Genomic DNA, 21,760 nt, shown 5'->3' with positions numbered 1-21,760 from the left:
TAAAAAAGCCGCTCTCTGTGAGCGGCTTTTTTATGTCTGCGCTAAACGCATCGGGCGTTTCGCACAGGGCAGGGCACTAATGATGGCGTTGACGGCTTTTCCTTACCCCAGCAGCCAGCGTAACAGCGGCTGCGGCCACCGCTGTCAACAGCAGGGGATGACGTGAAGCGTAGGCGTAAAAGCTCCATTTGTGCACTCGACCCGGATAGTCCCCGCTGGCCTGTCCATCCGTCACCTTGCCTACGTCGGCGTTGTGCAAGCTGCCCTGGCGATGACGGTCGCGCCTGCCACTGTGCAGCACATCGTAAATGATGTTGGCGTTCATCATGTCTGTCAGCCTGGGCGCGAGTTGCGCCATGCGGGTGAACATCTTCGAGTTGCCGATATAGATATCCCGACGGGGATGTTCGCAGGCGTGCAAGATGCTGCGCGCTACCACCTCGGGGGAATACACAGGCGGTGGAAAGGTTGGTGCACTGCCCAGATAACTTTTCGCGTGATCATTGAACAGCGTGTTGATCGCCGGAGGCCTGACCAGCGTAACCGATACTGGCGAGCCGGACCGGGCCAGCTCCACGCGCAAGGAGTCGGTCATGGCCTTTACTGCGTGTTTGCTCGCGCTATACGCCGCGTGCAATGGCAGGGGCGCTGCGGATTCGAGGCTACCGATATTGATCAAGGCGCCGCCCTTGTTGCGCAGATGCCGCACGGCAATGTTCGAGCCGTAATGGGTGCCCCAAAAGTTGGTCTGCATGACCCGATGGACGTCTTCGTCCTTGACCTCGTCCATGCGTCCCCAGACAGAACTGCCGGCGTTGTTGATCCAGGTGTCAAAGCCGCCGAAGCGATTAACCGTCTCACTGGCGACGCGTTCAAGGTCTTCGCGCTTGCCGACGTCAGCGACCACGTGCATGACCTTGTCGCCAGCTGCCAGTTCACGCTCGACTTCATCCAGCACCTGCTCATTGCGCGCCACCAGCGTCAGCCTTGCGCCGGCCTTTGCCGCTGCTCGGGCAGTGGCCAGGCCGATGCCGCTGGAAGCACCGGTCAGCACGATTACCTGTTCATTCAAGGGTTTGAGCTTGATTTTCATTAATCCTCCTGAGTGCGCCTTGATACTGGCGCCGCATGGGCTTCACCTATAGAAGCCCTAACAGAAAGGCGGTTCCCGGCGGGGGACGAGTGGCTAAACGTCCGGGTAAAGCGAACCAAGTGGATCAGCCGGTGCTTCGGCTGCGCGCTGGCGGCTCTGGATGGTCATGCGAACAGCGCGCCAGAGTGGCTTGCCGCGCCACGGGCTTTCGGTCTGGCCGAACAGGGAGGCGTTGAGTTCATCCAGCGCATCGGCAAGCTCCTGATTATGCTGGGTCAGGGCTATCAGGCCTTCGCTGTGCTGTTGCCGCGCCCAGGCCTCAAGCGCCTTGCGGGCTTCTGCGGGGTGGTTGGCGCGACAGGCGATCTGCAGATCCCCGAGGGGATTACCCTGATGTTCCTCGCCAAGGATCTCTTCTTCTTCGATTATGTCGCCCTCATGTAGGGCCCGCCGCGCGCGGTAGAGCAGCAACAGGCATACGCTCAAGGCGATGCTGAGCAGCAGACTGGCAAGCTGCCAGGGCCAGATCGTGGGGCCCGCCACGCCGCTTGTGTCTGCAATACCCGGCTCGCTGATCGACGGGCCGACATTGTCCAGCCCGCTGACATTCAGGGTGACGCTGTCGAGCCGCTCGGTACGCAGCCGGTCTTGTGTCGTGTCCCACCAATACAGTTGCAGCTCAGGCACATGGAACACGCCTTCGGCCTGAGCCACCAGCGCAGCGCTGTCCTGGCGGACGCCGCGGATACCGTTGTCGCGGGTGTGGTTTTCCAGCTTGGGCTGGTCCGTATATTGACGCAGATGTTTCTCCGTGCCTGGCACCAGGCTGTGGAGAATGGGCAACTGGCTGGCGCTCAGGCCCTGGGCTTCCACGGTCAGGGTGCGGGTAAGGGGTTCGCCGGTGATCAGGTCGGTACCCGGGTCAGGCTGCCAGTGCTGGGTGAGGGTGAGCTCGCTGGCCGGTATCCATGACGCTCCGGACGGATAGTCGTCCGGCACGGGCCGCACATTCAACAGAATGCTTGGCGAGCGCACCTGCACCAGCCGACCGGTGCGCGCCGAGAATCGGGCGGAGGGATCCACGGGTTGCAAGGTAGTGGCGCTGAATAGCTGCGAGGGGATCTCCAGCGTGCCGCTTTGCTGCGGATAGATTGCGTAACGGACTTCAATGACACCGTGGCGCACACCATTGATCAATTGTTCCGACTGCTGTGCCGGGCCGAGCGTCTCCACCCGTGCATCGGGAATTTCCAATCCGCTCAGGGTCGAGTCATCGTACAGCGACACCGAATGGTAAACCCTGAGCGTCAGTAACACCTGCGCCTGCACATAGGGGTTCTCTACATCGACTTCGCTGTCGATGAATATGGGAGCCAGCTGCGCAACTGAGTCCTGTGCGGCCTGAGCGGCAGTAAGCACCTGCAGCCCGATCGGTTCACTTTTCGAGTCGCCCAGGCTGAGCGGCGGTATCGCGACGTAACCGGTGCGCTTGGGCGTCAGGGTAACCACCCAGCGGGTAGTGCGCTGAGCCGTGCCATTGGCCTGGCTGACCAGGTTGAGCTGCCGGGTGCTCTGAATGCGGAAATGTTCCTCCAGCGGGCTGAAGTCCGGCCGCGTCGACCGGCTGGCCTGTGGCGTTTCGAGCGTCAGCTCCAGGGTGTCGCCCTCGATCAGCCGGGTGCGGTCGACACTGGCCAGCAACGAGGCACATGCCCAGGTGGGCAGCGTTAACAGAGCAAGTAATAACAGTAGCGATTTCATGGCTGCGCTTCCTTACCCTGCTGATATTGGTACAGAAACTTGCGCCGTAGCAATTCGGCCGGCTCGTCGGGGATCGCTTCGAGCCACTGATCAAGCGCCTGTTGTTGTTCATTGTGCATCCCGTCCGGGGAGGTCGCAGAGGCATTGGTTTCGCCAGGCGCTCCATTGTCACTTTGATTGCCCTGCGGCGCACTGCTCGAATCGCCCTGCTGAGCATCAAGCGTCGTGCCTGCGTCATTTTCAGTGCCGGCCGATGGTGCGGACTGGCCATTTCGCACGTCTTCATCGCCGCGGGTGTCCGCAGGCGGAGGTTGTGGAATTTCGCTGGGCTGAGCCTGGTTGGGGGCTGGCTCGGCGGGATCGCCAGGGTTTACCTTTCCGGCCTCGCTGTCATTCTCCTGCTCCGCCTGTTGGCGCTGCTGTTCTTCGAGCAGGGCTTCGATTTTGTCGCGATTATGACGCGCAGGATGATGCTCAGGATCCCGGGTCAACGCCTGTTCAAAGGCCTCGAGCGCCTCGGGATAGCGCCCGCTCATGGCCAGGGCAGTACCGTAATTGAAGTGGCTGTCGGCATCCTCGGGTTGCCTGTTCAGCTGTTCGGCGTAGGCCTCGGTTGCCTGCCGATAGTCACCTGCCTGATACCACGCCCAGGCACGCCAGGCGGGATCTTCAAATTGCTCCGCTGCAGCTTCCGGTTGTTGCTGTTCAAGCAAGGCGGCGCCCTGTTGATCGGGACGCTGCCAATAATCTGCCCAGTCAGCCTCGGCTGGCGCCGGTAGCAGAGCAACGCAGAGCAGTAGACCCAACCAGCCGCGCCGGGCACCGAGTGCGGCCAGCGGTAGCAACAACAGCGCCAGCCAGGCACCGTAGTCCTGGATCGATCTGCCCGGTTCGCCATTGCCGGCCTCGCTGGAAGGACGCGCCGCAGATAACAGACGCTGCAGGTCGCGGTTGTCCAGGGTCATCCCCTGATAGCTAGCGCCATGCCGGCGGACCGTACTGGCCAACTCGCGGGCATTAAGCCGGGGCAACACTATACGGCCCTGGTCATCACGCATGAATCCGCCTTGCTCCAGCGCAACGGGCGCGCCCTCAAGGGTTCCTGCACCCAGCACCGCGAGTTGTTCGCCCAGGGCTTCGGCATGTTGGTCGAGGGCGGCCAGTTCCGTGTCGCTGGCCCCGCTGGTGAGCAGCAGCACGCGGGTCGTGCGTGGCAGCTCGCTGATGCTGTCGCGCGCCAGTTGCAGCGCCTGATCCAGGTCGCGCCCGGACGACGGCATGATTGCGGGCTCCAGCGCCTGTAGCAGGCTGGTGAGGGTTGCGGGGTCGTTACTCAACGGTGTGACGCGGTGTGCGCTTCCGGCATAGGCGACCAGGCCTACCTGATAGTCATCAGGCAGAGCCAGGATGTCACGTATCTTGCGCTTGGCACGGGTCAGCCGGGTAGGCCGCAGGTCATCTGAAAGCATGTTGTGCGACACGTCGAGCACGATCAGTACGCTCGGTTGAGCCTGGGGCACCGATGGCGTCGTTATTTCGCGCGACGGGCCCGCCAATGCGAGTATCGCCATCACCCAGCAGCATGCCAGCAACAGAAAACGCCTGCGATTGGCCCCACCGGGTGAACGTCGCAATAGCCAGCGCTGCAGATGCACAGGCAGCACGGATTCCCATCCCGAGCCCCGATATGCGTGCTGAAAGGCCAGCCAGCACAGCGCCAGCGCCGGTAGCAGCGCAAGCAGCCAGACAGGCCGCGAAAAACTGAAACCGGTCAAAGACTCAAGCCACATTTGACCTCCGATACCAACCGGTCAACGCCATGCTCAGGATCAATGCGAAGCCCAATGGCCAGGGGTACAGCGGCAGGTTCTGGCGCTGGGTTCGCCCTTCGCGCAATGCCGGCTCCAACCGGTCCAGCTCCTGATTGATCGCTTCAAAGCTTTCGCTGTCGCGGGCACGGAAATACTCGCCGCCGGTCAGCAGCGCGATTTCCTTGAGCGTGCCTTCGTCCAGCTCGACAGACGGGTCGCGCTCGGAGATGAGCAACGCGCTGGTATCAGCTGGCTGGTGCTGGTGCTGAGTCTCGGCTCCGATGCCTATGGTAAATATGCGGATCTGCCGTTCGGCTGCTAGCCTGGCAGCCTGAACGGCGCTGATGCGGCCCGCGTTGTTGGCGCCATCGGTTATCAGCAATAACACGCGGCGTTCGGCAGGCTGCTGCTCCAGTCGCTTGATGGCCAGGCCGATGGCATCACCGATCGCTGTCTGGCGGCCGGCTAGCCCGATAAAAGACTCCTTGAGCCATTTCCGGACGCTGTCGCGATCATGCGTTAGCGGCGCCTGCACATACGCCTGGGACCCGAACAGGATCAGGCCCATACGGTCTCCGTGACGGCGTTGGATAAACTGCCCCACCACCTGCTTTACCAGGCTCAGCCGGTCCGCCTCTTCGCCATCAATCTGCATATCACGAAATTCCATACTGCCTGACAGGTCGATTGCCAGCATCATGTCGCGGCCGGTGACCTCCATGGGTAGCGGGTCCCCGAGGAGCTGGGGCCGGGCTGCTGCGCTCAATAACAACAGCCATATCAGTAAAAACGGCCAGGGGGTGCGTCGCACGCCGGGCTCGGCTGTTTCTGGCTGAACGGCCTGCAATCTGGACATGAACGCCACCTGCAGCGCAGCCGGACGATTTTGCGCAGGCGGGGCGAAGCGCCGCACCAGCCAGGGCAGCGGTAGCAGCAGGAATACCAGGGGCCAGCCGAATTCAAACATGGTTATGTCGCAGCCAGCGTTTGAGCTCATGTTCCAGGTCTCGACGCTGGCCGGCTGACAACGTCATGTCCGGGCGGTAGAGATCGGCGGCCAGGGGCCCGAGCACGCTGCGGTTGGGCTTGGGGTACGAGGCGCAAAGATAATCGAGCCAGGCGTCACCGAACAGGCGGGTTGCATGGTCATTGCCCTGGCGCTTGAGCACGCGCTTTAGGGTCTTATTGGCCGCCGCCAACCATTCCCGATCAGCCAGCGTCTCGGATAATCCATGCAGGGCCTGGGTGACCCGTGTCCGCTCGAGCCGACGTCGCTGAACGCTGCGGAGTATGCGCGGCAGGATGAGAAGGAGCAGCAGCGACAACCCCAGCAATAGCCACCAGCCGGGGGCGGGCGGCCACCACGGAACCGGTGGGGGCGGCGCTGGGTGAATCAGCGCGTCTGTCAATGTGCTACTCATCGGCGGTGGGCACGCCCGGCATGGCTACCAAGCATGGTGCTCAATTGGTCGACCGCCGGCAGCGAGCTGTCGAGCATGCTCAGACCGCAGCGCAGGCGTCTGGCCAGCCGCTGCCAGGCGTGCTGTTGATCAGCAAACTGCTGTTGCCAGGCGCTACGCACCGCAGCGTTTTCGGTATCCAGGCTGAAGCGTTGCTGGCCCTGGATGAAGTCCAGAATGCCGGCTATGGGCAGCTCGGCATCCAGCGGGTCGAACAACGGCAACAGGACGATATCGTTATGCGCAGCGAGGGGCGCCAACAAGGACTGGTTCATATTGTCGATGGCGCTGTGATCACACAGCAGATAAAGAATGCTGCCCGGCCGAATGATTTCCCGACTGTGGCGCAGCGCCATATCCAGCGGTTCGGCGATTGCTTCGCTGTGCATGTCGGGCGCTTCTGGTATGCGCTGGTTGGCCTGCAGCAACAGACGGAAGAGCTGCAGGATGGCCTGGCGACTGCGCCGTGGGCGGACTTCATGGCAGGCATCGTCCGCGAAGACCATGCCGCCCACCCGGTCATTGTGCGACAGGGCGGTCCAGGCAATCAGCGCGCAGGCATCGGCGCCCAGTACGGACTTGAGACAATGCCGGCTGCCGAAGTACAGGCGGCTGCTTTGTTCACAAATGATAAAGACCGGCCGCTCCCGCTCTTCGTTGAAGACCTTGGTATGCACCTTCTGCGTCCGTGCGGTAACCCGCCAGTCAATGGTGCGGATATCATCGCCGGGCTGATACGCCCGCACCTGATCGAAATCCATGCCCCGACCACGCAACCGCGAGTACTGGCGGCCAGTCTGGCGGCTGGTACGCATCGGCCGGCTGAACAGCGGCAGCTCCTGGCAATGCCGTCGGGCATCCAGCAACGATTGCAGCGTCACCTTGACCAGCGCGTCCGCACCTTCGCTATCCATGCTCAGACGACTGCAACGGATTCTAGGAGCAGCGCGATGACCCGGTCAGCATCAATGCCTTCGGCTTCAGCTTCGAAACTGAGAATCAGGCGATGGCGCAGTACCGGGTGAATGACCGCCTGCACGTCCTCAGGGCTGACAAAATCACGTCCGGCAAGCCAGGCATGAGCCCGGGCACAGCGGTCCAGCGCGATGGTGCCGCGGGGGCTGGCCCCCAGCTGCAGCCAGTCGGCGAGTTGCGGGCTGTACATTTCCGGCCGCCGGGTCGCCATGATCAGCTGAATCAGGTATTCCTCCACCGCGTCAGCCATGAACAACTCGAGTACTTCCTGGCGGGCGGCCAGGATAGTTTCCTGGCTGATACGGCGGGCTATTTGTGGTTCTTCGCCGCGCGCTTCGCCGCGCGCCAGTTGCAGAATCTGTCGCTCCAGAGCGGCGTCTGGAAAACCGATGCGCACGTGCATCAGGAAGCGATCAAGCTGGGCTTCGGGAAGAGGATAGGTACCTTCCTGTTCGATCGGATTCTGCGTTGCCATGACCATGAACAGTTCCGGCAGCGGATAGGTCTGCCTGCCGATACTTACCTGCTGTTCGGCCATCGCTTCGAGTAACGCAGACTGCACCTTCGCCGGGGCGCGGTTGATCTCATCAGCCAGCACCAGGTGGTGGAATATGGGCCCCTGCTGGAAACTGAAGCTGGCTGTCTCGGGCCGGTACACCTCGGTGCCGGTTATATCCGCTGGCAGCAGATCGGGGGTGAACTGAACCCGGTGAAAATCGGCCTCGATGCCTTCTGAAAGCACCTTGATTGCGCGGGTCTTGGCCAGGCCTGGTGCGCCTTCCACCAGCACATGCCCGGCGGCGAGCAAGCAAATCAGCATGCGCTCGATGAGCTGTTCCTGCCCGAAAATCTGCTGGCCCATGAAGGCCTTCAGCTCAAGCAGGGAGTTACGGTGCGTCATGACGTGTTTCCATGGATTAAGGCTCCTGCTGGCAGTCACTGCCAGGACATCCTTTTGGTCTAGACTGGGGCTGTTGACGCTGCGTTCTCCGCGCCGACACCGAAGTCGGCCCAGACGCTGTATGTTAACCCAGCTATGCCTCGAAGGTCTGTTGCAGGCCTGTCCCAATCACTGCCGGAGGAAACATGGCATTAATAATGGCCAGTAGTAAAGATGAATTGCTTGCTTTGCTCGGCGATCGCTTGCAAGCGCTCGTTGAGCCGGGTGATGCGGAGAACGTGGCGCGTTTCAGCCAACAATTCTTTGGCATCGCTCCGCTGGAGGAGCTGCGGGGCCGGCACGATTCTGATCTGCTTGGTTGCACGCTGTCTTCCTGGCGATTCTTCCAGCAGTTTGACGGTCACGAACAGAAAATACGGGTCTTCAACCCCGACACCCAACAGCATGGTTGGCAGACCACACACTCGGTAGTTGAAATACTGCATCGGGACGCGCCCTTTCTGGTTGATTCGGTTCGCATGGAGCTCAAACGCCAGGGCTACCTTGTGCATACCATGCAGAACAGCGTGATGCGGGTGGAACGGGATGAGCAGGGGCAGTTGCTGCACCTGTATGGTCGCAACGATCCGGGCGCGCAGGGGCACCCCGAGTCGGTGATGTTTATCGAGATCGATCGCTGCGCGAGCACGCAGGAGCTGCGTGCCGTGCAGACGGGCGTAGTGGATGCGCTGAGCCATGTGCGCGCCGCGGTCTCGGATTTCGAACCGATGCAGCAACGCATGAACGAACTGGTCGAAATGCTCAATACTGAAGGCGCAGCACAATTCCCGGCCGAAGAGCGCGCCGAGGCGGTTGAATTCCTCCGCTGGTTGCTGGCAGATCATTTCACCTTTCTCGGCTATGAGCGTTTTCATATTCATGAAGGTTTGCCCAAGGGACGGTTGGGTATCGAAGACGAACACAGCCTGGGCGTGGCGGTTCGCGATCCACTGGATGATGTGACTTCGGATCTGCCGGAGGAGGTGCTGGATTATCTTCGCTCGCCCTTGCTGTTGTCCTTTGCCAAGGCGTCGCGGCTGAGCCGCGTACATCGACCGGCCTATCCGGATTACGTGTCCGTGCGGGAGATTGACGAGAATGGCAAGGTGCTGGTCGAACACCGCTTCTCCGGCCTGTATACCTCGCGGGTGTATACCGAGAACGTTTCGAGAATTCCCCATTTGCGCCGCAAGGTTGAAGTCGTCAAGCAGGAGGCCGGACTGGCGCCGCGCAGTCATCTCGGCAAGGATCTGGAGCGGGTACTGCAGGTCTTGCCGCGGGATGATCTGTTCCAGATGTCCAAGGACCAGCTGCGCGACACCGCATTGAGTATCGTGCAAATCCAGGAGCGCGCGCGCATCCGCATCTTTCTGCGGCGTGGCAATTATGGCCGTTTCTACTATTGCCTGGCCTACGTGCCGCGGGATCTGTATTCCACCGATATCCGCATGCGAATCCAGGCGGTACTGATGGATCGGCTCAGATCCAGTGAATGTGAATTCTGGACGTATTTCTCCGAATCGATACTGACGCGCACCCAGTTCATTCTGCGCGTTGACCCCAAACACGGCCAGGAAGTAGATCACGTGAAAATTGAGCAGGACGTTATCCAGGCATGTCGCAGCTGGCACGATGATTTCAGTGACCGCTTACACGAAACCCTCGGTGAGGCCGATGCCACCGAGGCCTGGGATAACTTCTCCGAGAGTTTCCCCGCTGGATACAGCGAGCGGTTCACCACAGCGTCCGCCGTAGTCGATCTCAAGCACCTGCTGAACCTGAACGAGGAGAATCCGCTCGGGATGAGTTTCTATCAGCCGCTGCGGCAGAAACAGGGGGTGCTGCATTGCAAGCTGTATCACTTGCATGAGCCGCTGCCCCTGTCTGACGTGATGCCGATTCTGGAGAACCTCGGGCTGCGGGTCATGGGTGAGTTTCCCTTCCGGATCGCCGGCGCTAACGGGCCGGTGTACTGGATACACGATTTTGAATTTACCTATGCGCTGGACAGCGCGCAGGACATTCAGGAGGTCAACGAGCTGTTCCGCGACGCTTTCATCAATATCTGGCGAGGCCATGCGGAGAACGACGGGTTCAACCGCCTGGTGTTGCTGGCGAGCATGTCCTGGCGTGATGTAGCGCTGCTGCGTACCTATGGCCGCTATATCAAGCAGATCCGCATGGGCTTTGAGCTGCCCTATCTGGCGAACACCCTGGTCGCGCATTCGACCATCGCCAGGGAGCTGGTGCGGCTATTCAAGACGCGCTTCTATCTGGCGCGCAAATCCTCGGCGGCCGAGCTGGAGGAGCGTCTCGAACAGGCGATCATCAATGCGCTGGACGGCGTGGCAGTGTTGAACGAGGACCGCATACTGCGCCGTTATCTGGACCTGATCAAAGCCACACTGCGTACCAACTTCTATCAGGGTGACGAGAACGGCGATCCAAAGGATTACATCAGTATCAAGCTCGATCCCCAGCGTATTCCGGAGCTACCGCTGCCCCGGCCAATGTTTGAAATTTACGTCTACTCGCCGCGCTTCGAAGGCGTTCATCTACGGGGCGGGAAGGTGGCCCGTGGTGGTTTGCGCTGGTCGGATCGCGAAGAGGATTACCGCACCGAGGTGCTGGGCCTGGTCAAGGCGCAGCAGGTCAAGAACGCGGTCATCGTACCGGTCGGGGCGAAGGGCGGATTTGTACCGCGACGCTTGCCGGCTGGCGGATCGCGAGACGAAATCCAACAGGAAGCTATCGCCTGTTACCGACTATTTATCAAAGGCTTACTCGATATTACTGATAATTACGTTGAAGGCAGAGTAGTGCCGCCGGAGCAGGTTGTTCGCCACGACGGCGATGATCCCTACCTGGTGGTCGCGGCGGACAAGGGCACCGCGAGTTTTTCTGACATCGCCAATTCCATCGCCGCGCAATACAACTTCTGGCTGGGGGATGCGTTCGCCTCCGGCGGCTCGGACGGCTATGACCACAAGGCCATGGGCATCACTGCACGGGGCGCATGGGTTTCGGTGCAGCGGCATTTCCGCGAGCTCGGGGTCAACGTCCAGGAGGAGTCTGTAACGGTCGTCGGAATCGGCGACATGGCGGGCGACGTGTTCGGCAACGGCATGCTGTTGTCGCGCAAGTTGAAGGTCGTTGCGGCGTTCAACCATATGCACATTTTCATTGATCCGGACCCTGATCCGGAGGCCAGCTTTGTCGAGCGCGAGCGGCTGTTCAACATGCCCCGTTCCAGCTGGAGCGATTATGACAGCAGCCTGATTTCCGAAGGCGGTGGCATATTCGAGCGCAGTCTCAAGCAAATTCAGCTCACGCCACAAATGAAGGCGTTGTTTGACATCAGCGAGGACAAACTCACGCCCAGCGAGCTGATCAATCGCCTGCTCAAGGCGCCGGTTGATCTGATCTGGAACGGCGGCATTGGCACCTACGTCAAAAGCGCTGCGGAAAGTCATGCCGACGTGGGCGACAAGGCCAATGACGGAGTACGGGTCGATGGCGCGGAGCTGCGTTGCAAGGTGGTGGGAGAGGGCGGCAACCTGGGTATGACGCAGCGTGGCCGCATCGAATACAGCCTCAATGGTGGTCATTGTAATACCGACTTCATCGATAATGCCGGGGGCGTCGACTGCTCGGACCATGAGGTCAATATCAAGATTCTGCTTAACGAAGTGGTTGCCACCCAGGAGATGACCGGCAAGCAGCGTAACCGCCTGCTGGCCAGCATGACCGATGAGGTTGCTGGCCTGGTGTTGGCCAACAACTACAAGCAGACCCAGGCGATCAGTCTGGCTGAACGCCAGGCGCGCCTGGCCATGGGCGAATATCGCCGGCTGATCAGTGCGCTGGAGGCATCCGGCAAACTGAGCCGTTCGCTGGAATTTATTCCCGAGGACGAGCATCTGGCCGAGCGCTCGGCACGCGGCGAGGGGCTGACACGGGCGGAGCTGGCGATTCTTATTTCCTACTCCAAGGCCGATCTCAAGGAGACGCTGGCCGCCTCCGATGTGCCGGATGACGAATACCTTGGTGAGGAACTGAATACCGCCTTCCCGGCGACCCTGGTGGAGCGGCATGAGGACGCACTGGCCGGACATCGCTTGCGTCGCGAAATTATCGCCACCCAGTTGGCCAACGACATGGTTAACCACATGGGGGTGACCTTCCAGCGGCGCCTGGAACAATCGACCGGCGCATCAGTGGGTGAAATCGCCAGAGCCTATGTGGTGGCACGCGATGTGTTCCGTCTGAACTATCATTTCGCGACCATCGAAGCACTCGATTACCAGGTACCGGCGCAGGTTCAGTTTGATCTGATGGACGACCTGATGCGTCTCGGACGCCGGGCCTCGCGATGGTTCATCCGCAACCGTCGGCTGGATTTGCGTGCCGGGGATGAGGTGGCCCATTTCGCACCGCGCATTGTCGCGCTCGCCGAACAGTTTGATGGCCTTTTCGAAGGGCCGAAACGGGGCGTATGGGAAACGCGTTACAACAGCTATCTCGCGGCCGGGGTGCCGGAGCAGGTCGCCCGCATGATCGCCGGGACCGGTCTGTTCTATTCGATGCTCGGCATCATCGAAGCGGCGGACGCCACCGGGCAGCCAACAGAGCGGGTGGCACGGGTGTCCTTCGTGCTGGGCAGCGAGTTGCAGATTCCCTGGTTCGGCCAACTGGTGTCCAATCTGCAGGTGGACAATCACTGGCAGGCACTGGCGCGGGAGAGCTATCGGGATGATCTGGACGGCCTGTTGCGGACCATGACTGTCTCGGCATTGCAATCCTCGAGTGAGGACACCGACGTCGATGCAGTGGTTGATAACTGGATGACGCGTAATGAGCAACTGCTGGTGCGCTGGCGCAATATGCTCACAGATCTCAAGAGTGCGACCACCGGGGACTATCCCATGATCTCGGTGGCTATGCGAGAATTGCTGGATCTGGCACAAGGCGCCAACAACCACACGGGTTGAGGCGTATCTGACAGGCCTAGGGTCTGTTGCCGTTTCATCGCGGCCGCGACGGAGGCCCGTTTGGTGCAGAACAAGGCGCGAGAAACGAAGTTTGGTTGTTCCAAATGAGTGACGAGTAACGCAGTGCTGCGTTAAACGGACCCCGTCCCTTCGGGTTGCGTGGCAAATGACGCCATGCGGCGTTGCGAGACTTGGCAAGGGAACAACCATTACCTGCGTCCCGTGCCTTGCCTGGCGCCATTTGACACGGCAACGCGGCTCGCGATGAAACGGCAACAGGCCCTAGCAAGGAGAGCCATGCAGCAGTTGATTTTTGATCTGTCGTTGCCCGCCGAGCGTTTCCTCGAATGGTATCGGGGAACCGCCAGGCGGGTCACGATGCTCAGCCGGGACGGTCGGCGCATCAGCCTGCCGGCCCATCACCTACGGCGGTTTCTGACGCACGAGGGCATTTACGGCAGCTTCCGAATGACCTTTACCGCAGACGGGCAATTGCTCTCGCTCGAGCGCATAGCTCCCTGAGTCGGTATACTCTCGCACCGACATTTTCCACCAAGGCCTGACTTCATGTATCCCACGTTGCGCTCCCTGCTGTTTCGCCTGCCCGCCGAAACCTCCCATGAACTTGCCCTGGACATGATCGGTGCCGCCGGGCGGCTTGGACTGGAAAAGCATCTGGCGCAGCCGGTAGGCCGGCAGCCAGTGGAAGTCATGGGGCGGATTTTTGATAATCCCGTCGGGCTGGCAGCAGGGCTGGACAAGAACGGTGTCGCTGTTGACGGTCTGGCAGGTCTGGGCTTCGGGTTCATCGAAGTAGGGACGGTGACGCCTCTGCCGCAACCCGGCAACCCGCGGCCACGGCTGTTTCGCTTGCCGGAACGTAACGCGATCATCAACCGCATGGGCTTCAATAACAACGGTGTGGATGCCTTGCTCGAACGGCTTGCCAGGGTGCGCTACCAGGGCGTGCTGGGTATCAATATCGGCAAGAACGTGTTCACGCCGGTTGAGCGTGCGGTAGATGATTACCTGTTGTGTCTGCGCAAGGTATACAGCCGTGCGGGCTATGTAACAGTGAACCTGTCCTCACCCAATACGCCCGGTCTGCGTACCCTGCAATTCGGCGACACGCTCAAGGTACTGCTGGAACAGATCAAAACCTGCCAGCTGCAGTTGAGCCAGCAACACGGGCGTTACGTGCCGGTGGCGATCAAGATTGCCCCGGACATGAACCCTGAAGAGCTGGCGATGGTCGGGCAAACGCTGGTGGACCAGGGCATGGACGCGGTCATCGCTACCAACACCACGCTCGAACGTGGCGCCGTGGAAGGGCTGAAACATGCCGAGGAAGCGGGCGGTCTGTCCGGTGGTCCCTTGACCGAAGCATCAACGGAAGTCATCCGGGTGCTGGCCTCTACGCTCAGCGGACGCCTGCCGATCATCGGCGCCGGGGGGATCCTGTGTGGGGCGGATGCAGCGGACAAGATCAAGGCGGGTGCCAGCCTGGTGCAGCTTTACAGTGGGTTTATTTATCGCGGACCCGAGCTGATTCGCGAATGCGCTGACGCGATTGCAGCTATCCGAACCTGATCAGTTGATAACGGGTACGAGTGGGTAAACAGGGGGAAGGTTGCCGTCTGGTTGGCCCCCGCACTGCAGGGGCCGGTTGGGCCTTCAAGGCCCGGCGCTTGGAGAGAGCGCCTCTGGAGAAATCGCACTTACTTCAGGAAATTAACCTACGGCGCGCATTTCATTCAGGCGATGCACGCCGGATATGCCCGTAAAGCCGGCCCAGTGATCGGCACGGCCCTCCCGCCAACCGTTAATCCAGTTCTGGCGTGCGGCGACGCTATTGAAGGGGCATGAATCTTGGGACTTGCCATGAACACCATTCTGGTACCCGCGGAGGAATGCTCTTTCCACGGGATCACGCTTCAGTCTTCTCATAAGGTAGAACCCTCACTTGATATGACATACCCGCCTCGCAACCAGCGAGGCGGGCGGTTGGTACCAGGGAAAATGCCCCGGTACCCATGCGCCGCCGCCTGTCAGGCCCGGCTGCATGTTCTGCAGCTTGCAACACATAAGCGATTGCTCTGTTGTACCCTAACCAGAGCGGCCTGTCCAAATATCAAAATGGCATGAATATATTGTTACTTAGGCGTGATAATCCTGCGACATCGCGCTCAATCGAAACACGATCTGGAAATCAATTAGATGCGCTCCACTGTTGAATTTTTTGTTACCTGTCCGAAGGGCCTCGAAGGCCTGCTTCTGGACGAACTGCTGGCCATGGGTGCCGGGAATGCCAAGGAGACCGTAGCGGGTGTCAGTGTCAGCGGTGATCTGGCGCTGGGCTACCGCGTCTGCCTGTGGTCGCGTCTGGCGAACCGGGTATTGCTGGTCCTCGACCGCTTTGCTGTCAGCGATGTACAGGACCTCTACGACGGCGTGGCGCGCATCGACTGGGCCGGTCATATGCGTGCCGACGACAGCCTGGCGGTCGACTTCACGGGTATTCTGCCGGGGGTGGACAACACCCACTTTGGGTCGTTGAAGGTCAAGGATGCGGTGGTTGATGTGCTGCGTCAGGCGGATGGGACCCGGCCATCGGTGGACAAGATCAACCCTGATCTTCGCATCAATGTGTTCTGCCGCAGCAACGAAGCCCAATTGGCGATCGATCTGTCCGGACAGAGCCTGCATCAGCGCGGCTACCGTCTGCAGCAAGGTGCAGCGCCAGTCAAGGAAAACCTGGCTGCGGCGATTCTGCTGCGCGCTGGCTGGCCGGCACTGGCAGCCGAAGGCGCCGCGCTGGCCGACCCGATGTGTGGCTCAGGTACCTTCCTGATCGAGGCGGCGCTGATGGCCGCTGATGTTGCGCCGAACCTTCAACGCAAGCAGTGGGGGTTCAGTAACTGGCTGCAGCACGAGCCCGAGCAATGGCAGCCGGTGCTTGAGCAGGCACAGCAGCGAGCAACGGTCGGGCTGGCTCAACCGCCACTCTGGATTCGGGGTTACGAGGCCGACCCGCGTATGCTGCAACCGCTGCGCAACAACATTCAGCGCGCCGGATTGAGCGAATGGGTAAAGGTCTATCAGGGTGAGCTGGCCACCTTTGCGCCAGCACCGGATCGTGGCCAAAAAGGTTTGGTGGTGTGCAATCCGCCCTACGGCGAGCGTCTGGGCGAGGCGGCGAGCCTGGTGTATCTGTACCAGAAACTCGGCGAGGTGCTGCGTCAGCAGTGTCCGGGCTGGCAGGCTGCGATCTTTACCGGCAACCCTGACCTGGGCAAACGGATGGGCATCCGCAGCCATAAGCAGTACTCGCTGCTGAACGGGGCGATCCCCTGCAAGCTCTTGCTGATGGATCTGGTTCCGGAGCGCTTTGTCACGGGCGATAGCCCGGTCCGTAGTAATGACAGGGCCGAGCAGAGACAGGCAGTCGCGGCTCCGCAACCGGCATCAACGGGTGCCCGGACAGATACTCCGGCAGCGCCTGCATCTTCTGCGCCGGTAGCGGCGCGGCTCAGCGAATCGGCGCAAATGTTTGCCAATCGCCTGAAGAAGAATCTCAAGATCCTCGGCAAATGGGCACGCCAGCAGAATATTTCCTGCTATCGCGTGTACGACGCTGATATGCCCGAATTCGCTGTTGCGATTGACCTCTACGACGGCTGGGCACATGTGCAGGAATATGCAGCGCCGGCGAGCATCAGCGAAGCGAAGGCTCAGGCCCGCTTGCAGGATGTGTTGGTCGCGCTGCCGGATACCCTCGGCATTCCCGCAGACCGGGTGGTGCTCAAGCAGCGCCTGAAACAGGCGGGTAAACAACAGTATCAGCGCATGGATCGGCGCGGCGAGTTCATGACGGTGCGGGAAGGGCAGGTCAAACTTTTGGTCAATCTGACCGATTATCTGGATACCGGACTGTTTCTGGACCACCGGCCGCTGCGTTTGCGGCTCGCGCAGGAGGCACAGGGCAAGCGCTTCCTTAACCTGTTCTGCTATACCGCCAGTGCCACAGTGCATGCGGCAGTCGCTGGCGCGCGCAAGACCACCAGCGTTGACCTTTCGCGGACCTATCTGGACTGGGCCAGACGCAATCTGTCGCTGAACGGGCTGTCGGACCTGCATGAACTGGTCCAGGCCGATGTGATGGAATGGCTGGAGGCAGCCGAGGGCGAATATGATCTGATCTTTGTTGACCCGCCGACCTTCTCCAATTCCAAGCGGATGGAGGATGTTTTCGATATCCAGCGCGACCACGTGCACCTGATCGACATGGCCATGGCCCGGCTAGCGCCCGGCGGTACGCTGTATTTCTCGAACAACTTCCGACGCTTCCGCATGGCGCCCTCATTGGAGGCCAGCTACAAGGTGGAAGATATCTCGGCGGCAACGCTTGATCGGGATTTTCAGCGCAATACCCGCATTCACCGGACCTGGCGCATCACCCGCTGAACGAGCCCTGAACGAACTGGATCGGGGCGGGTTAGCCCCGATCATTGAATCACTGGCTGGCAGCGATATCGGTTGGTGCGCGACGATGAACATCCTGTAGCACCAGATCAAGCGCCTGGCGGCTGGCGCCGGCGGTGGCGTGGTTGACGAAGGCAGTGACTGCCCAACTCTGTCCATTGGCGTCCCGGGTGATCCCGGCGATTGCGCGCACGCTGTTCAACGCGCCCGTTTTGATATGCGCCTGGCCAGCAACCGGCGTGTTGCGCAAACGCTTGCGCATGGTCCCGTCCATGGCTGCCAGTGGCATCGAGGCGATGAATTCTGCGGCATAGGGGCTTTTCCACGCTTGCTCCAGAAGCTGCGCCATATCCCGAGCGCTCATGCGTTCAATCCGCGACAGCCCCGATCCGTTATCCAGAACCAGCCCGTTGGGCTCGATATTCTTCTCGGCCAGCCAGGACATGATAGTGCGATTGGCCGCCTGGAAGTCATCCACATCGTTAGCGCTGCGGTTTTCCCGGCCGATGGTCAGAAACAGCTGGCGCGCCATGGTGTTGTTGCTGAACTTGTTGATGTCACGCACTACCGAGACCAGATCGGGTGAGACGCTTGTGGCCAGACGGCGCGCCTTGGGCGGCACTTCGCCGAGCCGGGTCGTGCCATGGATCTGGCCACCCATTTCCTGCCAAAGGGTTCGCACCAGGCTTCCGGTATAGGTCTGTGCATTCAGTGCAGAGAGATAACGCTGTGTCGAGCAGCCCTCGTGCAGTGCGCCGGTGAGCGTAACGTGCGCCTGTCTGCCATTGTCCTTCACTGAATAGGCAACGTTGGGCCAGGGGCAGGACTTCACTGCAGGGAGCGTTTTGACCTGATTATCTATTTTCACTTCTGGTAGCGCGGGATCCAGATGCACACGTGTCTTGTCGCCTTCGGCAAAGGTACTCAGCGTAAACAGTTTGAGGTTGGTCAGTAGCGGATCAGGTTCAACCAGAAACGGCCGGCTGGGGTCATTGCCGTCGTCAACAAAAGGTGCCGCGCCCAGTGGCAGCAACAGATCGCCGGGTTTGAGCACCAAGTCACCCTTGATCTCGCGCACGCCATTGGCGCGCAATTCACGCAACATCACCCATACGCGATCCATGGTCAGCTTGGGATCGCCATCGGTATCAAACACCAGATCACCATGCAGAACGCCGCCGCGTACCTGGCCCGTTCCATACAGGCCGGCACGCCACTGGTAGGTCGGGCCAAGAATTTCCAGCGCAGCGTAGGTGGTGACCAGTTTCATGGTCGAGGCAGGATTGAATGCCTGATCGGCGTTGACGAACTGGGACATGCCCTGGCCTTCAAGGGGAATCACCGCCAGCGAAAACGCGCTGGCGGGAACGCGGGCTGATGCGAGGGCTGAGCTGACTTTGGCGGGTAGCTTGCCGACGTCTTCGGCGCTGATCGGTGCAGCCACCAGTGCCAGTGCAAGGGCTGGGATCAGACTACGAAATGTGAACTGGAAAAAGGATGACATGACCGGAGAACTCCGCTTACGGCCTGAATGCAGGTTGAGCCTGAACAGGCTCGTGTAAGTTCCCATCATTGCTTGGATTTTCAGCTACGCCAAGGTCTGTGCGACTAGCGGTAGCGGTACTAGTGAGGGATCGGGCCAGGCGGCAGATTGAAAAAGGTTCGGGCGGTAGCGCAGGTATGTTCGCTGAGGGTTTCAATGCTTTCTTCACGACACTGCGCAACCATGTCGGCTACCCACGGCAAATAGGCTGGCTCGTTGCGTCGATTTTTCGGCCTGGGTGACAAGGTTCGGGGCAGGAGCCAGGGCGCGTCGGTTTCCAGCATCAGTCTTCCGGCCGGAATGTCCTGCATCAACGGACGCAGATGGGTGCCGCGTCGCTCATCACAGATCCAGCCGGTGATGCCGATATGCAGGTCCATGTCCAGGTAGCGATACAGCGTCTGTTTATCGGCCGTGAAGCAATGCACCACCGCGGCGGGCAAACGGTCGCGATAGTCCGCGAGCAGCTCTATCAAGGTCTGGCTGGCATCGCGCTCATGCAGAAATACCGGATAGCCCAGTTCAGCTGCCAGGCTTAATTGATCTTCCAGTGCTTTGAGCTGGAGCGGTCGGGGGGAGAAGTCGCGGTTGAAATCCAGGCCACATTCGCCGATCGCCTTGACGCTTTCGGCCGCGGCCAGCGAACGAAGATCGGATGCCTGGGTGGCACTCCAGTGGCGGGCTTCATGGGGATGAACGCCGGCGGTGCAGAACAGTTGATCAGGAGCCTGGGCGCAAAGCGCCTGGGTAACCGGACAGCTATCCAGCGAAGTGGACGTCAGCACCATCTGGCTGACGCCTGCTTCACGGGCCCGGTCCAGCACTGCCTCACGGTCCTTATCAAAAGCGGCGTCAGTGAGATTGACGCCGATATCGATCCATTCCATGGGCAAGGCTATCAGGCGCTACGTGGCGGCCGAGGCGCGCGGGGCTTGCTGGGAAAGTCCTTGCGCGGAGGGCGGCTGCTACGTGGCGGCCGGTCTGTTTCACCGGGCGGGAGCGGCCAGGCGCGGATTTGCAGCGCAACGCCGTTGATCTCGACGTTCGCGAGCTTGGCCAGTGTTGCGTCATCCAGCGGCGGCAGATACACACCGGTGTGCTCGGTAAACATCTTGATGTGGCCAATCTGCCCACGCTGCAGGCGCGCATGGCGAACCAGAGCGTCGACCAGCGGCTTGGGCATCAGGCCGTTGGAGCGACCGCCTTGTACCTTGTAGCGGATCAGACCGCTATCACGATCATCGCTGCTTTCGCGGCGCGGCGGCGCTGCGGGGAGGTCAGCGACGGGCTCAACCAGCGTTTTTGCGCTAGGCAGAATCGCCAGCAGGCTGGCAGCCAGTTCCTGCGGTTCCATGTTGGTCAGCTCAAGCAGGTCATTGACCAGCTGTTGCTGCAACGCGCCGGTGTTTTCACGCGCAACGTTCAAACGCCCGGCGAGCTTGCTCAGGCGACCGGTACGCACAGCATCGGCACTTGGCAGCTGCTGCGGCTCGATCTTCTGACCGGTAGCCTTTTCCAGCAGGTGCAGCAAGCGACGCTCACGCGGGGTGGCGAACAGGATTGCTGTCCCGGTACGACCTGCACGGCCGGTGCGACCGATACGGTGAACGTAGGATTCGCTGTCGTGGGGCAGGTCGTAGTTGAGGACGTGGGTGATACGGTCAACGTCCAGACCACGCGCGGCAACATCAGTCGCAACAACGATGTCGAGCAAACCACGCTTGAGACGGTCAACAACCTGTTCGCGGAGCTGCTGGCTCAGATCGCCATTCAGCGCGGCTGCGGCAAATCCGCGTGCTTCCAGCCGCTCGGCCAATTCCATGCTGGCGGTCTTGGTGCGCACGAAGACGATCATGGCTTCGACCGGCTCGACTTCGAGCAGGCGGGTCATGGCGTCCAGTTTGTGATGATTGGACACTTCCCAGACTTTCTGGGTGATGGTGTCCAGGCTGCTGCTCTTGCCACTGTGCAGGCGAATTTCCTTGGGCTCGCGCATGTGTTTGCGCGCAACGGTGCGTACACCAGCCGGCATGGTGGCGGAGAACAAGGCCTTCTGCGTCGTCGCAGGGACTTTCTCGAAGACGGCGTCCAGATCGTCGGCGAAGCCCATCTTGAGCATTTCGTCGGCTTCGTCGAGAACCAGAAAGCGCATGTTGTCGAACTTGATGCTGCCGCGACGCATGTGGTCGGTCAGACGACCAGGTGTGGCAACGACGACGTGAACACCGCGCTCCAGAGCCTTGAACTGGGGAGCAAAGGCGGATCCGCCATACAACGCCAGAACCGAGAATCCACGCATGTTCTGCGCGTACCGTTGCAGTGCTTCAGCGACCTGCAAGGCCAGCTCGCGGGTTGGTGTAAGCACCAGTGCCTGAGTCGCACGCATGCTGACGTCTATACCGGCCAGTACCGGCAGCGCGAAAGCTGCGGTCTTGCCGGTACCAGTCTGGGCCAGACCCAGCAGGTCATCGCCTGCCAGAAGGGTAGGAATGGCCTCGGCTTGGATCGGTGAGGGTGTTTCATAACCGAGGCTGGCAAGAGCCTCAAGGAGCGGTGCAGGCAAGCCAAGATCGGCGAACTGCGGTGCCGCCGGAGCGGTATCGGACATACTTGAAGTGAACCTTGGGGAATAATTAGATCGAATAGTATACGCGCACTGCAGGGTTTTTGCCGCAACGTTTTTTCGAAACTGGTCATCGCGCCT

Annotated in this window: 15 protein-coding genes; 4 read left to right on the top strand and 11 right to left on the bottom strand. The window is 60.7% G+C overall.

Annotated elements, in window-relative coordinates; all coding sequences use genetic code 11:
* Nucleotides 1-76 precede the first annotated feature (76 nt).
* The 7 genes from FZE95_RS01595 to FZE95_RS01565 all read right to left on the bottom strand — a co-directional run bounded on the left by FZE95_RS01595 (nt 77) and on the right by FZE95_RS01565 (nt 8,001).
* Entirely contained in the window at nt 77-1,093 is a 1,017-nt protein-coding gene (locus tag FZE95_RS01595; RefSeq protein WP_150299055.1) for an SDR family oxidoreductase, read from the bottom strand.
* Between the two features lie 93 nt (nt 1,094-1,186).
* Nucleotides 1,187-2,854: a BatD family protein gene (locus FZE95_RS01590; protein ID WP_150299054.1), complete on the bottom strand. Its 1,668-nt coding sequence runs from the start codon at nt 2,852-2,854 to the stop codon at nt 1,187-1,189.
* Nucleotides 2,851-4,644, bottom strand: coding sequence for a VWA domain-containing protein (locus FZE95_RS01585; RefSeq protein ID WP_150299053.1), 1,794 nt, complete (start codon nt 4,642-4,644; stop codon nt 2,851-2,853). The genes FZE95_RS01590 and FZE95_RS01585 overlap by 4 nt, the downstream gene beginning before the upstream one ends.
* On the bottom strand, nt 4,634-5,662 hold the full coding sequence (locus tag FZE95_RS01580; RefSeq protein WP_223824924.1) for a vWA domain-containing protein: 1,029 nt from the start codon (nt 5,660-5,662) through the stop codon (nt 4,634-4,636). Before FZE95_RS01580 ends, FZE95_RS01585 begins: the two co-directional genes overlap by 11 nt.
* On the bottom strand, nt 5,625-6,086 hold the full coding sequence (locus FZE95_RS01575; protein ID WP_150299052.1) for a DUF4381 family protein: 462 nt from the start codon (nt 6,084-6,086) through the stop codon (nt 5,625-5,627). The genes FZE95_RS01580 and FZE95_RS01575 overlap by 38 nt, the downstream gene beginning before the upstream one ends.
* Nucleotides 6,083-7,039, bottom strand: coding sequence for a DUF58 domain-containing protein (locus tag FZE95_RS01570; RefSeq protein ID WP_150299051.1), 957 nt, complete (start codon nt 7,037-7,039; stop codon nt 6,083-6,085). The genes FZE95_RS01575 and FZE95_RS01570 overlap by 4 nt, the downstream gene beginning before the upstream one ends.
* Before the next feature lie 2 nt (nt 7,040-7,041).
* The gene (locus tag FZE95_RS01565; protein WP_150299050.1) at nt 7,042-8,001 is read right to left on the bottom strand and encodes an AAA family ATPase; all 960 of its coding nucleotides are present in this window, start codon (nt 7,999-8,001) and stop codon (nt 7,042-7,044) included.
* A 185-nt stretch (nt 8,002-8,186) separates the two neighbouring features.
* Here FZE95_RS01565 and FZE95_RS01560 point away from each other — a divergent pair, with 185 nt between their 5' ends.
* The 3 genes from FZE95_RS01560 (at nt 8,187) to FZE95_RS01550 (ending at nt 14,621) form a co-directional block, all read left to right on the top strand.
* Nucleotides 8,187-13,031, top strand: coding sequence for an NAD-glutamate dehydrogenase (locus tag FZE95_RS01560; RefSeq protein ID WP_150299049.1), 4,845 nt, complete (start codon nt 8,187-8,189; stop codon nt 13,029-13,031).
* Nucleotides 13,032-13,328: 297 nt separating this feature from the next.
* Nucleotides 13,329-13,553: a DUF2835 domain-containing protein gene (locus FZE95_RS01555; protein ID WP_150299048.1), complete on the top strand. Its 225-nt coding sequence runs from the start codon at nt 13,329-13,331 to the stop codon at nt 13,551-13,553.
* A 45-nt stretch (nt 13,554-13,598) separates the two neighbouring features.
* On the top strand, nt 13,599-14,621 hold the full coding sequence (locus FZE95_RS01550) for a quinone-dependent dihydroorotate dehydrogenase (RefSeq protein WP_150299047.1): 1,023 nt from the start codon (nt 13,599-13,601) through the stop codon (nt 14,619-14,621).
* A 141-nt stretch (nt 14,622-14,762) separates the two neighbouring features.
* On the opposite strand, the gene rmf is transcribed toward FZE95_RS01550, so the two are convergent.
* A complete protein-coding gene (gene rmf / locus FZE95_RS01545) occupies nt 14,763-14,978 on the bottom strand; it encodes a ribosome modulation factor (RefSeq protein ID WP_150299046.1) in 216 nt (71 codons plus the stop codon).
* A 270-nt stretch (nt 14,979-15,248) separates the two neighbouring features.
* On the opposite strand from rmf, the gene rlmKL reads away from it, so the two are divergent.
* On the top strand, nt 15,249-17,495 hold the full coding sequence (rlmKL, locus tag FZE95_RS01540) for a bifunctional 23S rRNA (guanine(2069)-N(7))-methyltransferase RlmK/23S rRNA (guanine(2445)-N(2))-methyltransferase RlmL (RefSeq protein ID WP_150299045.1): 2,247 nt from the start codon (nt 15,249-15,251) through the stop codon (nt 17,493-17,495).
* A gap of 49 nt (nt 17,496-17,544) precedes the next feature.
* Here rlmKL and dacB read toward each other — a convergent pair whose 3' ends face one another.
* From dacB to FZE95_RS01525, 3 genes are all read right to left on the bottom strand, one after another.
* On the bottom strand, nt 17,545-19,017 hold the full coding sequence (gene dacB, locus FZE95_RS01535; RefSeq protein WP_150299044.1) for a D-alanyl-D-alanine carboxypeptidase/D-alanyl-D-alanine endopeptidase: 1,473 nt from the start codon (nt 19,015-19,017) through the stop codon (nt 17,545-17,547).
* 119 nt (nt 19,018-19,136) lie between these two features.
* Nucleotides 19,137-19,943, bottom strand: coding sequence for a TatD family hydrolase (locus FZE95_RS01530; protein WP_150299043.1), 807 nt, complete (start codon nt 19,941-19,943; stop codon nt 19,137-19,139).
* 11 nt (nt 19,944-19,954) lie between these two features.
* Nucleotides 19,955-21,664: a DEAD/DEAH box helicase gene (locus tag FZE95_RS01525; RefSeq protein WP_150299042.1), complete on the bottom strand. Its 1,710-nt coding sequence runs from the start codon at nt 21,662-21,664 to the stop codon at nt 19,955-19,957.
* Between the last annotated feature and the right edge of the window lie 96 nt (nt 21,665-21,760).

It is taken from the genome of Pseudomonas profundi, assembly GCF_008638305.1.
Lineage (GTDB): Bacteria > Pseudomonadota > Gammaproteobacteria > Pseudomonadales > Pseudomonadaceae > Halopseudomonas > Halopseudomonas profundi.
This window is presented reverse-complemented; position numbering and strand designations above follow the sequence as displayed.

What these genes read in the sequence shown, in the direction of transcription:
- FZE95_RS01595 (WP_150299055.1), bottom strand. Translation starts at nt 1,093, where the DNA reads ATGAAAATCAAGCTCAAACCCTTGAATGAACAGGTAATCGTGCTGACC.
- FZE95_RS01590 (WP_150299054.1), bottom strand. Translation starts at nt 2,854, where the DNA reads ATGAAATCGCTACTGTTATTACTTGCTCTGTTAACGCTGCCCACCTGG.
- FZE95_RS01585 (WP_150299053.1), bottom strand. Translation starts at nt 4,644, where the DNA reads ATGTGGCTTGAGTCTTTGACCGGTTTCAGTTTTTCGCGGCCTGTCTGG.
- FZE95_RS01580 (WP_223824924.1), bottom strand. Translation starts at nt 5,662, where the DNA reads ATGAGCTCAAACGCTGGCTGCGACATAACCATGTTTGAATTCGGCTGG.
- FZE95_RS01575 (WP_150299052.1), bottom strand. Translation starts at nt 6,086, where the DNA reads ATGAGTAGCACATTGACAGACGCGCTGATTCACCCAGCGCCGCCCCCA.
- FZE95_RS01570 (WP_150299051.1), bottom strand. Translation starts at nt 7,039, where the DNA reads ATGGATAGCGAAGGTGCGGACGCGCTGGTCAAGGTGACGCTGCAATCG.
- FZE95_RS01565 (WP_150299050.1), bottom strand. Translation starts at nt 8,001, where the DNA reads ATGACGCACCGTAACTCCCTGCTTGAGCTGAAGGCCTTCATGGGCCAG.
- FZE95_RS01560 (WP_150299049.1), top strand. Translation starts at nt 8,187, where the DNA reads ATGGCATTAATAATGGCCAGTAGTAAAGATGAATTGCTTGCTTTGCTC.
- FZE95_RS01555 (WP_150299048.1), top strand. Translation starts at nt 13,329, where the DNA reads ATGCAGCAGTTGATTTTTGATCTGTCGTTGCCCGCCGAGCGTTTCCTC.
- FZE95_RS01550 (WP_150299047.1), top strand. Translation starts at nt 13,599, where the DNA reads ATGTATCCCACGTTGCGCTCCCTGCTGTTTCGCCTGCCCGCCGAAACC.
- rmf (WP_150299046.1), bottom strand. Translation starts at nt 14,978, where the DNA reads ATGAGAAGACTGAAGCGTGATCCCGTGGAAAGAGCATTCCTCCGCGGG.
- rlmKL (WP_150299045.1), top strand. Translation starts at nt 15,249, where the DNA reads ATGCGCTCCACTGTTGAATTTTTTGTTACCTGTCCGAAGGGCCTCGAA.
- dacB (WP_150299044.1), bottom strand. Translation starts at nt 19,017, where the DNA reads ATGTCATCCTTTTTCCAGTTCACATTTCGTAGTCTGATCCCAGCCCTT.
- FZE95_RS01530 (WP_150299043.1), bottom strand. Translation starts at nt 19,943, where the DNA reads ATGGAATGGATCGATATCGGCGTCAATCTCACTGACGCCGCTTTTGAT.
- FZE95_RS01525 (WP_150299042.1), bottom strand. Translation starts at nt 21,664, where the DNA reads ATGTCCGATACCGCTCCGGCGGCACCGCAGTTCGCCGATCTTGGCTTG.